The organism is Burkholderia anthina (genome assembly GCF_001547525.1).
In the GTDB taxonomy this organism is placed as follows: Bacteria; Pseudomonadota; Gammaproteobacteria; order Burkholderiales; family Burkholderiaceae; genus Burkholderia; species Burkholderia semiarida.
Genome location: NZ_CM003769.1, coordinates 580,351 through 593,923 on the forward strand (window position 1 = coordinate 580,351; position 13,573 = coordinate 593,923).

The 13,573-nt window shown below is 66.3% G+C and carries 12 protein-coding genes; 6 read left to right on the plus strand and 6 right to left on the minus strand.

Going from position 1 to position 13,573, the window contains the following annotated elements:
- Positions 1-9 precede the first annotated feature (9 nt).
- The 3 genes from WS64_RS18805 (at position 10) to WS64_RS18815 (ending at position 2,520) form a co-directional block, all read left to right on the plus strand.
- A complete protein-coding gene (locus tag WS64_RS18805; protein ID WP_059642217.1) occupies positions 10-792 on the plus strand; it encodes an outer membrane lipoprotein-sorting protein in 783 nt (260 codons plus the stop codon).
- The gene (locus WS64_RS18810; protein WP_244166592.1) at positions 789-2,060 is read left to right on the plus strand and encodes a hypothetical protein; all 1,272 of its coding nucleotides are present in this window, start codon (positions 789-791) and stop codon (positions 2,058-2,060) included. Before WS64_RS18805 ends, WS64_RS18810 begins: the two co-directional genes overlap by 4 nt.
- A gap of 67 nt (positions 2,061-2,127) precedes the next feature.
- Positions 2,128-2,520, plus strand: a complete 393-nt coding sequence (locus tag WS64_RS18815) for a RidA family protein (protein WP_059642220.1) — start codon at positions 2,128-2,130, stop codon at positions 2,518-2,520.
- 19 nt (positions 2,521-2,539) lie between these two features.
- Here WS64_RS18815 and WS64_RS18820 read toward each other — a convergent pair whose 3' ends face one another.
- The 6 genes from WS64_RS18820 to WS64_RS18845 form a co-directional block, all read right to left on the minus strand.
- On the minus strand, positions 2,540-3,766 hold the full coding sequence (locus tag WS64_RS18820) for a cytochrome-c peroxidase (RefSeq protein WP_244166593.1): 1,227 nt from the start codon (positions 3,764-3,766) through the stop codon (positions 2,540-2,542).
- A 58-nt stretch (positions 3,767-3,824) separates the two neighbouring features.
- Complete coding sequence (locus WS64_RS18825; RefSeq protein WP_060967283.1) at positions 3,825-4,787, minus strand: amidohydrolase family protein; 963 nt, start codon at positions 4,785-4,787, stop codon at positions 3,825-3,827.
- Positions 4,784-5,446, minus strand: a complete 663-nt coding sequence (locus WS64_RS18830) for a GNAT family N-acetyltransferase (protein WP_059583843.1) — start codon at positions 5,444-5,446, stop codon at positions 4,784-4,786. Before WS64_RS18830 ends, WS64_RS18825 begins: the two co-directional genes overlap by 4 nt.
- A gap of 13 nt (positions 5,447-5,459) precedes the next feature.
- A complete protein-coding gene (locus tag WS64_RS18835; protein WP_060967284.1) occupies positions 5,460-6,485 on the minus strand; it encodes a PLP-dependent cysteine synthase family protein in 1,026 nt (341 codons plus the stop codon).
- 160 nt (positions 6,486-6,645) lie between these two features.
- Positions 6,646-8,502, minus strand: coding sequence for an alpha/beta hydrolase (locus tag WS64_RS18840; protein WP_155720452.1), 1,857 nt, complete (start codon positions 8,500-8,502; stop codon positions 6,646-6,648).
- A gap of 10 nt (positions 8,503-8,512) precedes the next feature.
- The gene (locus WS64_RS18845) at positions 8,513-8,779 is read right to left on the minus strand and encodes an acyl carrier protein (protein ID WP_059583838.1); all 267 of its coding nucleotides are present in this window, start codon (positions 8,777-8,779) and stop codon (positions 8,513-8,515) included.
- 172 nt (positions 8,780-8,951) lie between these two features.
- On the opposite strand from WS64_RS18845, the gene WS64_RS18850 reads away from it, so the two are divergent.
- The 3 genes from WS64_RS18850 to WS64_RS18860 all read left to right on the plus strand — a co-directional run bounded on the left by WS64_RS18850 (position 8,952) and on the right by WS64_RS18860 (position 13,561).
- Positions 8,952-9,698, plus strand: a complete 747-nt coding sequence (locus WS64_RS18850) for a TenA family transcriptional regulator (RefSeq protein WP_060967286.1) — start codon at positions 8,952-8,954, stop codon at positions 9,696-9,698.
- Between the two features lie 13 nt (positions 9,699-9,711).
- Positions 9,712-11,220 (plus strand): AMP-binding protein, encoded by a 1,509-nt coding sequence (locus tag WS64_RS18855; RefSeq protein WP_060967287.1) that lies wholly within the window; start codon positions 9,712-9,714, stop codon positions 11,218-11,220.
- Positions 11,221-11,287: 67 nt separating this feature from the next.
- Positions 11,288-13,561: an AMP-binding protein gene (locus WS64_RS18860; RefSeq protein WP_060967288.1), complete on the plus strand. Its 2,274-nt coding sequence runs from the start codon at positions 11,288-11,290 to the stop codon at positions 13,559-13,561.
- Positions 13,562-13,573 lie beyond the last annotated feature (12 nt).

Below are 13,573 nucleotides of genomic sequence, written 5' to 3' on the forward strand. Positions count from 1 at the left end.
GAGATTCCGATGCAGACGCATTCGATGGCGCGCCTGGGCGCCGCCGCGATCCTCGCACTCGCCTGCTGTACCGCACACGCCGCGCCCGATCCGCAGCGCATCCTCGCCGCGAGCGATGCCGTTCGCAACCCGAGCGAACCGTTCACGCTGAATGTCACGCTGACCCAATACACCGATGGCAAGCAAACCGATTCGAACGCACTGACCGCCTATTCGCGGATCAACCCGGCGAGCGGCCAGTTTCGCAGCCTGATTCGATTCGCGGCACCGGCGCGCGACGCGAACAAGCTGATGCTCAAGAGCGGCAACGATCTGTGGTTTTTCGATCCGGCGAGCAAGGCGACGATCCGCATTTCGCCGCAGCAACGGTTGCTCGGGCAGGCGTCGAACGGCGACGTGGTCACCGTCAATTTCGCGCAGGGATATCGTGCGCAGGTCGAGGCGGAGGAGGATGTGCAGGACGGCGAGCGCCAGATGCGCCGCGCGTACCGGTTGAAGCTCGTCCAGAGCGTATCCGACATGACCTATCACTCGATCGAGATGTGGATCGATACGACGGATTCGCGCCCCGTGAAGGCACGTTTCTTCAGCGAAAGCGGCAAGCTTCTCAAGACGGCCTTCTATCGACGCTTTCAACAGCAGCTCGGCGCGTTGCGGCCGACCGAGATCGTGATCATCGACGGGCTCAATCCGAATCTCGTGACCGTGATGCGATACGCGGACTACGTGGCGCGGGAGATTCCGGATGCCTGGTTCCAGTCCGATTTCATGGCGCGTTTCCAGCCGGAATGATGACGCGAATCGGCATCGCCTGTATCGCGTTGGCCGGCATGGCGGGCGTATGCCATGCAAACGATGCGGAAGAGGCCGGACTCGCGCTTGCCGACGCGACGCCGGTGCAGAAGGTCGACGACGGCAAGTACCAGTTCAGTCTCGAACCCGGCTTGCGTTTCGCCACCCTGCGGCCGGGCGGCACGCGCACGGCCACGCGCCTGTCGCTCGACCTGAGTGCGCGCCATGCATTCTCGAACGGCTGGGGCGTCAGTTTCGCCGATCGACTCGACCTGAACGGTCCGTGGCGCTTCGACGGCGACTCGGGCGCGATCAACACGCTGAAGGAACTGTATGTGGACGGCCGCGTGGGCGGCGGCAGCACGCTGCTGCAGGCAGGCCGCGTCAATGTGCGGCTCGGTGTCGCCACCGGCTACAACCCCACCGACTTTTTCCGCGACAACGCGGTCCGTTCGGTGACGTCGGTGGATCCCGCGAGCCTGCGCGAAAACCGGCTCGGTACGGTGATGCTGCGCGGCCAGCAATTGTGGGCCGACGGTTCCGTCAGCGCGCTCGTCGCACCGCGGATCGCGGATCGCGCAACCGACGCATCGTTCTCGCCGGACTTCGGCGCGACGAATCAGCGCACGCGCTGGATGCTCCAGTTCAGCCAGCGCGTCATCTCGGATCTGTCGCCGCAGATCGTGATCTACGACGACGGAAAGCCCGGCAGTTCGCCGCAGTTCGGCGTCAATCTGGTCCATCTCGTCAACAATGCGTGCGTCGGGTACGTGGAGTGGTCGGGCGGGCGAGGGCCATCGACGCTTGCACGCGCGCTCGGGCAGCCGTACAGCGACGTCGCGTTCCGCTGGAAGCTCGCGACCGGCGCGACCTGCACGACGTCGCGCAATCTTTCCGTCACGCTGGAGTACGACCGGGACGGCGCCGCGCTCGATCGCGCGGGCTGGCAGGCGCTGCGCAATGGCCCCCCGGCCGGCTACGCCGCCTATCGAACGCTGGCGGCCGCCCAGCAGGACCCCACGACGCGCGACGGGCTCTTCGCGATGGTCAGGTGGCAGGATGCCTGGATCCAGCGTCTGGATCTGTCCGGTTTCGTCAGGTTGAACCTCGCCGATCGCAGCCGGCTCACCTGGCTCGAGGCGCGTTATCGCTTCGCCAGAACCGATGTCGCGCTGCAATGGCAGATCAATGCGGGTGCGTCGTCGACCGAATACGGCGCGCTGCCGCAGTCGAATCTCTTTCAGTTGCTCGTCAAGCACTATTTGTAACGCGGGAACGGATGCCCGTGCGTATCGCGTGACGGGTAGCACCGCCCGATTCGAGGAGAGGAAGCGCATGAAACGCTATGTGACGTCGGGCAACGATCTGCCGCAGTGGCCGTCGCCGATCAGCCATGCCGTTGTCGCCAACGACACCTGCTATCTCAGCGGCCAGCTTTCGCTGGACGCCGACGGCCGCTACGTGCCGGGTACGCCGGCCGAAGAAGCGAGACGCGCGTTCGCGAACCTGTTCCGTGCGCTCGAAGCGGCGGGATTCAGCCCAGGGGATCTCGTGTTCGTCGACATCGCATTCTCCGACATCGGCGCGCTCGCGGAAGTGAATGGCGTGTATGCCGATCTGTTTCCCGCGGATCGCCGGCCTGCGCGGACCGTCTATCAGGCGGCTGCGTTGCCGTTCGGCGGCCAGGTCAAGGTGATGGGCGTCGCCGTGCGCGACGCATCACGCTGACGCGCGGCGGCGCGGACGATCAGCGCTCGACGACAGGGCCGGAAAACGCACCGAGCAGCGCGGCGAGCTGCCGTTGCTCGTCGTCCGACAACGCGATCCGCTTCAGTTCGCTATGCCCGATCGCGGCCGCGGGTGCGTCCGCGTAGTGGCGCATCACGGCGTCCAGCGACGCGAATTGACCCGCGTGCATGTACGGCGGCCGCAGTGCGACGTTGCGCAGGCTTGGCGTCTTGAATGCGCCGAGCATCTGCGGGTCGTCGGTCGAGATGAATTGCAGTTCCTCGCACTGCTCGGGCTTCGCGTCGCTGAACGGCCCCATGCAGTTGAATTCGTCGTGCAGCACCTTGTCGACCGCCGCCGCGCGACCGGTGTCGGCAGCCGTCCCGCTGCGCGGCGGTACGCCGATGTTGTGAAACTGACGGTCGCTCAGCATGGGCCCGGTGTGGCAGGTCATGCATTGGCCCTTGTTTATGAACAGGCGCAGGCCTGCCTTTTCGGTCGGGGTCAGCGCGGCCAGCTTGACCGGATCGCCGGTCCGGACGCCGTCGACATAGGTATCGAAGCGTGAAGGCCCGTACCGTAGCGTCGCTTCGTACGCCGCGATCGCCTTGCCGAGATTCGCGAACACGCGCGACACGTCGGTGCGGGTGCGTTCGTCGAGCCCCTGCCAGACAGCTTTCTCCGCGTCCGTGCCGAGCGGGCCGCCGTCGCGCGGCAGCGCGCTCAGGTCGGGCAGCGGTCCGAACAGAGGCTCGTAGGCGTCGCGGTAGTGCTCGGCCAGCACATGGGCGGCGCGCAGCCGGGTGCCGCCGTGCTCGTTGTGATCCTCGATCGGCCCGATCGCCTGCGACCACAAGCTGTCCTTGCGGCCGTCCCAGAACAGCCACGGTGCATCGGTCGCGCCGACGACAGGCATCGTGCGGCGCACGCCGACGCCCACGCCGATCGCCAGCGGCCGCCCGTCTTCGAACTGGCGATCGGGGGCGTGGCAGCTCGCGCAGGCGATCGCGCCGTTTCGGCTGAACCGGGGGTCCGAGAACAGACGCTTGCCCAGCTGCGCTGCCTGTGCGGACGTGGCCACGCGATTCGACGGGTCAACCTTGACGCCGGCGTTCGCGGGCAGGCGCATCGATTCGAGCTGCGCCCGTTCATCGGCGCGCCAGTGGTCCAGCGTGTCGGCGGTTTCCGCCATCGCGTCGGCCGGATGCCCGGGCCACGCGGTCCAGACGAGCAGGGCGCCGATCATCGAGGCAGCCGCGAGCCCGTAGTGCGTGCGGGACGGCCGTCGCACGCGACGGCCGGAATCACGCAATCGCATCGATCGTGCGCGATGCCGGCAGCAGTGCGCGCGCATTGCCCGACATCAGCCACTTGCGCTGTACCGGCGCGACCGACGCGAGCGGGCCGTCGGGCGCGAGGAACTGCTCCATGACCTTGCGATGGCCGCCCGAGTTGCGAAAGACCGGCCAGTCGGTGCCGAACAGAATCTTGTGATTGATGTTCATGCGGAACAGCTCGGCGAGCGCGACCGACCACCCCTGCGGATGCTGGGAGCCGAGAAACGCGCTGACGTCGAGATACACGTTGGGGCGATACGCGCACTGTCGCGCGCAGGCGTCGACGTGATGGACGGCGCCGTGCGCGAGGATGAAGTTCACGTCGGGGAAATCGAACGCCGCGCGGTCGAGCAGATCGGGGTGCGAGTACGCGAACTCGAGCGCCGGGCTGGTCGGGCCCACGTGCAGAAGAACCGGCAAGCGATGGGCGCGACAGATTTCGTACAGCGGGTAAAGGCGCTTGTCGCTCGGGCTGTAGCCGCAGGGCGGGTACAGTTTCAATCCGGAGAAGCCGTACTCGGTCACGCCTTTCTCGAACAACGCGACACCGTCCGCTCCCCAGCGCGGATCCATGCCGCCGAATACGTGAAAGCGCTCGCCGTGACGCTGCAGGATCGCATGATGCTCGGCATACATCTCGGCGATCGTGAGATCGCTTTTCATCACGTACGTGAAGTCGGGCAGCAACAGCACGGCCTGCCCGATGCCGGCCGACGTCATGTCGGCCACGAGTGCATCGCCGAAGTGGTCCTGACTTTGCGCGAGGTAGGTATCGAGCAGTTCCGATCGCGATTTCCGTATGCCGTTGGCGACGAGCCGCACATGGATGTTGGCGCAGAATCCTTCGAGGAACGCCGTGGGAATGAAGCGCGTCGATGCGATGTGGCAGTGCGAGTCGATGATCGGCCCGGTGTAGAGGGCGTCGCTCATGCCGATGCGCTGGCGGCGGTTCGATTGGCGTCGCGGCCCATGAGCATGCCGAGCGCGCGTTCCTTGAGGTCCGCCACGCGCTGCATCATGAAGTGGCCGGCATGAACCTTCCCGTTCGCACGGGCGTAGTCCGGCAAGGTGCCCCACGTCTGAAAGCCGTAGTGTTCCCATACGCGATGCGCGGGCGTGCCGTCTCGCACGTCGAGCGTCACCAGTTCGACATTGTCCCGATCGCATTGCAGCGCGATCTCGACGAACGCGGCAGGCAGCACGCCGCCGCCGCGACAGGCGTCGTGGATCATGCCTTTCGCGAGATCGGTGATATGGCGGTTGTTGGGATTCACGTTGCGGCGCAGCGTGCACAGGCCGATCAGTTGCCCGGTGTTCGCGAAGATCGTCAGCAGGCGAACCTTCTCCGCAGCGAGGTTCGAGCGCAGTTCGTCGAGATAGCGGTCCGCTTCCGCGTCCGTGATGGTCTCGGCGAAGCCGATGATCGGCGCGCTTTCGCTCGTGCGCCGCATCAGTTCGACGATCTGCGCGCCGAGCGCATCGTCGACGCCGTTCGTCCAGCGATACGTGACGTGCGTGATGTTGGCCTTCGGCAACGCGATCGGATACCGTGCGCCGTCGGCAAGCAAGGTGCGGATGGAGTCGTTCATGGGTGTCCCTGGGTCACGTGGTTTCGAGGGCCACTGCGCTTTCGGCGCGTGGCGGTGTCGCGGAGGTGCACAGGTCGTCGAGCACGGCCTGGAGGCCGTGATCGATCAGCCACTGATCGTCGTAGATCGTGTCGAGATACTTGGTACCGCTGTCGGGGAACACGAGCACGATGTTGGCCGGGCCTTGCAGGGTGGCGACGTAGCGGCGTGCGGCCTGCGCGATCGCGCCGGACGAGCCGCCGAGCAGCAGGCCTTCGTCGAGCGCGAGGCGGCGGCAGCCGATGAATGCATCGCGATCGACGATGCGCATCGTGTCGTCGACGAGGTCGATCAGGATGTTTCCGGGCTGAAAACTGAGCCCCGCGCCGTTCTGCAGATGCGGCCGGTACGTGCCGCCGAACACGACCGAGCCGTCGGGCTCGACGCCGATCACGCGGGTTGCGGGATCGCGCTCCTTCACGTAGCGGGCGATTCCGCTCAGATGGCTGCCGGTGCTGGCGGACACGATCACGGCGTCGAGCCGGTCGGCGAGTTGCGAGACGATTTCGGGCCCGGTCGAGTAATAGTGGGCGTCGATCGCGGCCGGATTGTTGTATTGATCGAGGTTCACGCAGTTCGGCACGCTCGCGGCGATCGCTTTCGCGACCGCAATGCGCTTGCGCTGATAGCTGCCCGTTTCGTCGGGGTGTTCGACCATCTCGACCTCGCCGCCGAATGCCCGCACGAGATTGGCATTCGTCTTCGGTGTCTTCGGATCGAGCACGCAAATGAAGCGATAGCCGCGCGTGGCGCACAGCATCGCCAGCGCGTGTCCCATGTTGCCGGACGTCGATTCGACGATCGACCAGCCCGGCTTGAGACCGTGGTCGCGCTCGGCCTGGCGCAGCAACTGAAGCGCGCTCCGGTCCTTGACGCTGTTGCCGGGGTTGTAGCACTCGAGCTTTCCGTACACGCGGATTTTCCTGTGCTCGTTCGACAGGCTTTTCAGATACAGCAGCGGCGTATCGCCGATCAGTTCGACAAGGCTGTTTGCGTACATTCGAAATCTCCGACCAGCGGGTTGGCATTGGCTTGCGCGTCGTTCGCGAGCGACACGACGCGATCGGCCGCGTGGGATCCGGCTTGCTGCCACAGTGCGACTTTAGTGATCGATGCCCCGGGCCTGTAACTGTCCGAACGGGCATCGGAAGGCGCGTACGTCACAGTTCGCCCGACTCCATTTCCATCTCCATTTCGACACGGTCGGCCGCCGGGACGATTCGCAGTCTCGGATGCGGCAGTGCGTCGGCTGTCACGGCCGGAGCGTCGACGAAAGTGCCGACGAGCTTTGCCAGGAGCGCCGCATTCTGATGAACCATGTGATGACTGCCGCCTTGAAGCTCGACCTGGATCGGACGAAGCTGTGCCGACGTAATGGCTCGCGCGCGGATCGCGCACGTCATTTCGTCGTATTCCCCGGTCACGAGCAGCGCGGGGATGCCGGCGATCGACGTGTCGCGTTCGGCCTCGATGCAGTGCGCGCGGAAATTCAGCAATTGCCCGCTGTACTCGATCATGTTCGCCGCCGACACGAACGGCGCGTGCAGCCAGTGACGGGTCGCGGAGTCGGGTAGCGCGAACATCGACGCATGGCCGCCTTCGAGCGCGTCGTTTCGCGCCCGCTTGTCCAGAAGCCCCGTCATCGATCTGGCCATGCTGGCCGCGGCCTTCGGCATGCGCGCGACGAGCGAGCACATCGTGTTGAGATTGTTTTCGTAGGCGCTGTCCGCGCCGTCGTAGTCCTGAGCGCCGGCAAACGACGGGGCGATCAGGCTCATCGACGCGATGCGGCCGGGCAGGGCGCGGGCGAGCGCCAGCGCATATCGGGCGCCCCCGCACCAGCTCGCGACATGAATCGCGTCGATTCCCTCGACGTCGAGCAGTTCAGTCACGCTTCGCGCGTAGCGCGCAGGCGCATCGGGGCCCGAATAGTACGCGCGTGTCAGTCCTGCGTCGGCCGGCGTGTCGCCCGCGTCGTCCGCCAGATAGAGCGAGAAATCCGGCGCCAATCCGGTCGCGAAGCCGTGCCACACGTCGTGCGGGATGCCGAATGCGTTGATCAGCAACATGGCGCGGGGGCCGCGCCCGGCACTCAGGTACGCGTGCCCGCTGCCGGTCGTGATCCGGCGCGCGGACGGCAGGTCGACAAATCGGGGCGCGTCGCGCCGTTCGTGCCGGGCGGCGTGAGCGGCGACGCGCGCGGCGATCCGGCCCTGCCAGTCGAAGCCGTCGCAGCGCAGTCGGTGAGACGGGATGCCGGGCGGCGGCACGTGCGCGCCGTCCGCGTACCCGAGCATCCGTTCGGCATGCTTCAGATTCGTTTCGAGCAGCGCGAGAACGGCGTCCGCTTCGGCCTCGGCAGCATCGGTTCGGGTCGGAATCGGCACCCGTCGCGCGACGGTTTCGGCGAGTTCGCGCCACGCAATGCGCCGCTCGCCATGCACGACGTGAAGACCGGGCGACGCTTCCATCGCAAGCCACGCAAGTACGGCTTCGGCCGTCAGCAGGCAAGCCGCGCCGGCAGCGTCGGCAGGCAACGCCAGCGGCGCTTGCTCGAAGTACGTATCGATACGGCGGCGTACTTCGAACACGGTGTCGGCAACCGCGTCGGCGAGCGTGTCGACGGACGATAGCGATGACGCGCCCGCGTCGCCGAAGGCCGTCGTGCCATCGGCAAGCGCATCGCCGAGCACGACGATGCATGCGTTCGCGACGGATGCCGCCGCGACGTCGAGCGCGGCCGAAAGGGTTCGGGGCAACGACGCGAATTCGCGTGTGCGACGAAGGTCGGGATCGTCGATCACGATGGCGAGCCGCCCGGAACCCGATACGTTCAATGCCTCGCGCAGTTTCGCGAGGCGCGCGTACGTGCCCGTCGTCGCATTGCCGTCGGACGCCGCGCCGCCCGCGCCGGCCGCCGCGCGCAGCGCGTCGAGGTCGCCGGCATCCAGCAGGCAGACGCGGCCGTAGCCGCCGGCCGACGGCATCATGCGTGCATCGAGCGGATGATCGTTCATCGTCATCTCGTTACGCTTTCACGGACAACAGCGTTTCCACCAGATCGACCGCGTCGCCGATGGTTTCGAGGTTCGCGACCTGTTCCGTGTGCGATGCAAAGCTGACGCCGAGCCGATCCTCGGTCAGCGCCATCAGCGACAGCAGCGAAATCGAATCGAGCATCAGATCCGATGTGAGCGACGTTTCCCGCGTCAGCATGTCCGGCGCGATATCGAGCGCGGCAATCTGCGGAATCAGTTCGGTAAGCGTAGCGAACACGGTCGCGTGATCGTCCATCGGATTCTCCAAGTGCCGTAGGGGTTCCGCTTTATAGCGTCATGCCATCGCACTGCCTACCTGCACTGACGTACAGGGTTGGCGTACAGGCGAGACACTCGCCCGAACGGACAGGTTTCAGCCTTGAAAGCCGCCATTACATTGCCGGTTACCTCACCGACAGGGAACGATCATGACCCTCACTAACGAAGCCGTGCTGATGGACAAAGCGACGTTTTCCCGCGCGTTGCGCGACACGCTGGACGAGCAGCTCACGCTCGATCATCCGATCTTCGCGGAGTTGTTCACGCCTCAGAAAAACTGGCGGTTGCTGAAGATCATCACGCTCGAGGGATACCAGATCACCCGGTACTTTCTCGAGTACATCGAGAATCTGTACTTCCGCTGCCCGTTTCCCGACCACAAGCGCCGGCTGCTGTACAACCTGTTCGAAGAGGAAACCGGGCGCTTCTCGAAAACGAAGAACCATGTCGAGCTCATGGAAGACTTCATTCGCGCGCAAAACATCAGCGACGAGGAGCGCGATGCATGGACGCCGTCCGCGGCCACGCGTGAATTGATCGACTATCGCCTCGAGAACTGCAAGGGCGAGGGCACCTACCATATCGGCGCCGCCGCGGTGATGATCGCGAGCGAAGGGCAGAGCCTGGAAACCCGCGCGGGCGACGCGCGCCACTCCATTCTGGCGAAGTGCTACGGGCTCACCGAGGAGGACACGCGGTTTTTCTCGGTTCACCAGAAAGAGGACGTCGCGCACGTCGCCGAGGGCATCTCGCTCGTGACCGACCTGTGCACGACCGCGCAGATGCAACAGGACGCGCTGTTCGCGGTGCGCCACACGTGCAAGCTGTTCTGGAACATGTACGAGAGCGCCGCGCAAAAGTACTACGCGTCCGCGGAGGGCGTCGCGCACGCTTGACGGGAAAACGCCGATGATGACCTTCGATGATCTCGTCGCGCGTTTGCGCGGCAGCAGTCATACCCTGACCTTCGTCGACGACAAGGGCGCCGAAACCGTCCGGACCTTTCACGACCTGTTCGAGGACGTGCTCGCCACGGTCGAGCGTGGCAAGGCGATCGGCCTCGTACCGGGCGCGCGCGTCGGCATCGCGGCGCCGAACGGTTATCCGTGGATGGTGTGGGATCTCGCGTGCATCGAGCTCGGCTGCGTGTCGGTCGCTTTCCCGAACGACGGCCTGCCCGACACGTGCGGCGCGTTGATCGAGCGCTACCGGCTGAGCGCGCTGGCCGTCGACGCACGATGGCTCGATGCCGCCGAGACGATCGGCGGGCGGATCGTGGACATCGATCCGGCCGGCCGGGGCGATTCGCACACGCGTATCGAGCCGGTGCGCGTCGAGCATGTGCCCGATACCCATTCGCTCGTGTTCAGTTCAGGCACGACGGGCAGGACCAAGGGGCTCGTGATGAGCCGCGGCGGCACCGCGCACCTGCTCGGTCTGTATGGCGACGCATTCGGCGTCGTGCCCGGCGAGCGATTCCTGACGTTCCTGCCGTTCGCGAACTATCAGCAACGGATGACGTACTACTTCTGCCTGTATCACGGGATCGATCTCGTGTCGGTGCCGTTCCACGGACTCTTTCCGGGGCTCAAGCGGCACCGGCCGACGTTCGTGATCGCGCCGCCGGTGCTGTACGAGACGCTGCATACGCTGGCGCGTGCGGCTGCCGGGCCCGGCAGCGACGCATCGACGCTCGCCGAGCGGTTGAGCGCGCTGACCGGCGGCAACATCCGCTACATGGTCACCGGGATGGCGCCGATCAAGCGCGCGGCGCTCGATTTCTTCTGGGATTGCGGGATCGAGCTGTACGAGGCATTCGGAATCACCGAAGCCGGCATGGTCGCGTGGAACAAGCCCGGACACGTGCGCGTCGGTACGGTCGGCCAGCCGGCCGAACCCGGCAGCGTCTCGTTGCTGGAAGACGGCGAAGTCGTCGTCACGCGAAATGCCCTGCTGTCGCTCGGCTACTTCGATGCGCCGGAAGAGGATAGTCGCGCGACCTTCATCGCACCGAATGCGGTCGCGACCGGCGACATCGCCGAGTTCGACGGCGACGGTTTCTTGCGCGTCGTCGGCCGCAAGAAGGACGCGATCATCACGAGCAACGGCGAGAAATTCCATCCCGAGCCGATCGAGGCGCTGCTGTATCGCGATCCGCGTGTCGAAGTAGCCGTCGTGATGGCGGGCCCGCAGGCGGGGCTCAGTGTCGTGATCGCGACGCGCCGGCCGGACGATCCCGAAGTCACCGACGCGCTGCGCGAGCTCGTCCGTGCGGTCAACGGCACGCTGCCGGCACAACGGCAACTGGTGAAGGTGATTTTCACCGACCGCGCATTCGACGTCGAAAGCGGATTGCGCACGCGCAACCTCAAGCTCAATCGCCGCGCGATCGCGGACGCATTCCTGCGAGACGCGTGAGATCACACCCGTGCGCGGGCTGCCGCGGTCGCGCGGCGGCTCGTACGGACCTCATTCTGGACACACCATGACGACGCATCCGAATCCGAACGTGTTTCAGATGGAAGTCGAACCGACCTCCATCATCGAGACCCTCGCCCATCACACCGAGCGGGACCCCGATCGTGTCGCGCTGACCATCCTGCGCGACGGCGAAGCGATCGAAAGCGAAAGCACGTTCGGCGATCTGCATGCCGGCATGATGCGGGTTGCGCGCGGACTCCCGCAACTGACCGAGCCGGGCGCGCGCGTGCTGCTGCTGTTGCCGACGAGCGCCGAGTTCGTCTGCACCTTCTATGGATGTCTGGCATCGGGGCGCGTCGCCGTGCCGGCCTATCATCCGCAACAGGTACGCAAGGTCGCGCAGTGGGCCAAGCTGCACGCGATTGCCGACAATTGCGGCGCGACGCTGATCGTCGCGCCGGCGACGTCGATCGCTACGCTCGAGACCCTGCGCACAACGCAGCAGCTTTTCACCGGCTGCCGGCTCGTCACGTACGAGGCGCTCGTCGAGGCGGGCGCGCGGGATACGTCGGCGTTGCCGCGCCTGCCGGCGTCGGACGATATCGCGTTCCTCCAATACACGTCCGGATCGACGGGCACGCCGAAGGGCGTGATGATCACGCACGGCAACATCATCGACAATCAACGGTCGATCGCCACGCTGATGCAGCATGACCGCGACACGCGCATGCTGTCGTGGCTGCCGCTCTATCACGACATGGGACTGTCCATGCCGTTGCAGCTCGCGTCGATCGGGCTGTCCGTCGTGCTGATGTCGCCCGTGGCGTTCGTCCAGCAGCCGGGCCGATGGTTGCGCGCGATTTCCGCGCACCGTGCGACGACGTCCGGCGGGCCGAATTTCGCATATGCGCTGGCCGCCGCCGCGCTCAGCGGAACCGACGACGGGGCGCGGCTCGATCTGTCCAGCTGGCGCGTCGCGTTCTGCGGCGCGGAGCCGATTCATCGCCAGACCGTCACCGATTTCATCGACGCCGCACGCCCGCACGGCTTCGCGCCCGGATCGTTCTATCCGTGCTACGGGATGGCCGAGGCGACGCTGATCGTGTCGGGCGTGCCGCGTGGCGAAGGCGCCTACTATCTGGACGTCGATAACGTGAAGCTCGCCGCGGGCATCGTCGAACCGGTTCGGCCCGGCGACGCGAACGCGAAGAGTCTCGTGTCGTGCGGCGGCACGCCGCCCGGCACCGAAATCCGGATCGCAGGCCCCGATGGCCGGCCGGTGGCCGACCAGAACGGTGTCGGCGAGATCTGGGTGCGCGGCGGCGCGATCGGCGTCGGCTACTACGGCAACCCGGAAGCGACGCGCTCGACGTTCGGCGCGCACTTCGACGATGAACCCGGCGCCGAACCCGACGCACGTCCGTTCCTGCGCACGGGCGACCTGGGCGCGATCGTCGACGGCCGCCTGTACGTGACCGGCCGCGTGAAGGACATGTTGATCGTTCGCGGGCGCAACCTGTATCCGCAGGATATCGAGGCGTGCGTGCAGGACGCCGTGCCGGCGTTGCGCCGCGGGTGTGGCGCCGCCGTATCGGTGCAGGCGGACGGGGAAGAGAAGCTCGTGATCATCCAGGAAGTCGGTCGCACCGCGCGCCGGACGATGGACCTCGACGCAACGCTGCGCGCGATGGTGGTCGCGATCGGCGAGGACTTCGGCGTCACGCCGCACGCGATCGTGCTGGTCGAACCGGCGACCATCGAAAAAACCTCCAGCGGCAAGATCGCGCGCGCGCTGTGTCGCCGTGCGTACCTGCAAGGCGAGTTGCGCGCCGTCGCCAGCTGGACCGACGGCGCCTATGCGAAGGATGCCGGCGCTTCGCGGGACGGCGCGGTGACGCCGAGCGTTTCTCCGGCCTCGACCCTTTCCGGACCGATGCTGCTCGAGCGCGAGATCGCGGACCGGATCGTACGGATCGTCGCCGAGCGGCTCAGGATCGCCGAGACGCAGGTGTCGCGCACGGCCGCATGGGTCGAGATGGGTTTCGATTCGATGAGCGCGCTCCAGTTTTCGTTGAAGGTGCAGCACGCGATCGGGCTGACGTTCGACGCGGCCGTGCTGTGGGACTGTTCGAACGTCGAGCAGCTTGCGGCGCACCTGGCGCGGATGCAGGGCGCGGCGGATGCGTTGCGATCGAGCGACGCGCCCGCGTCGGCCGCCCCGCACGCGCGTTCCGCGCCGGTCGACGGCGGCGCCGAGGCGTCGCACACCGCGGAGCAGCTTGCGGCGCTCTCCGACGAGCAGGCCGAAGCGCTACTGCTCAAAGCGCTGCAGCGCTGAGCGCATCCCCCG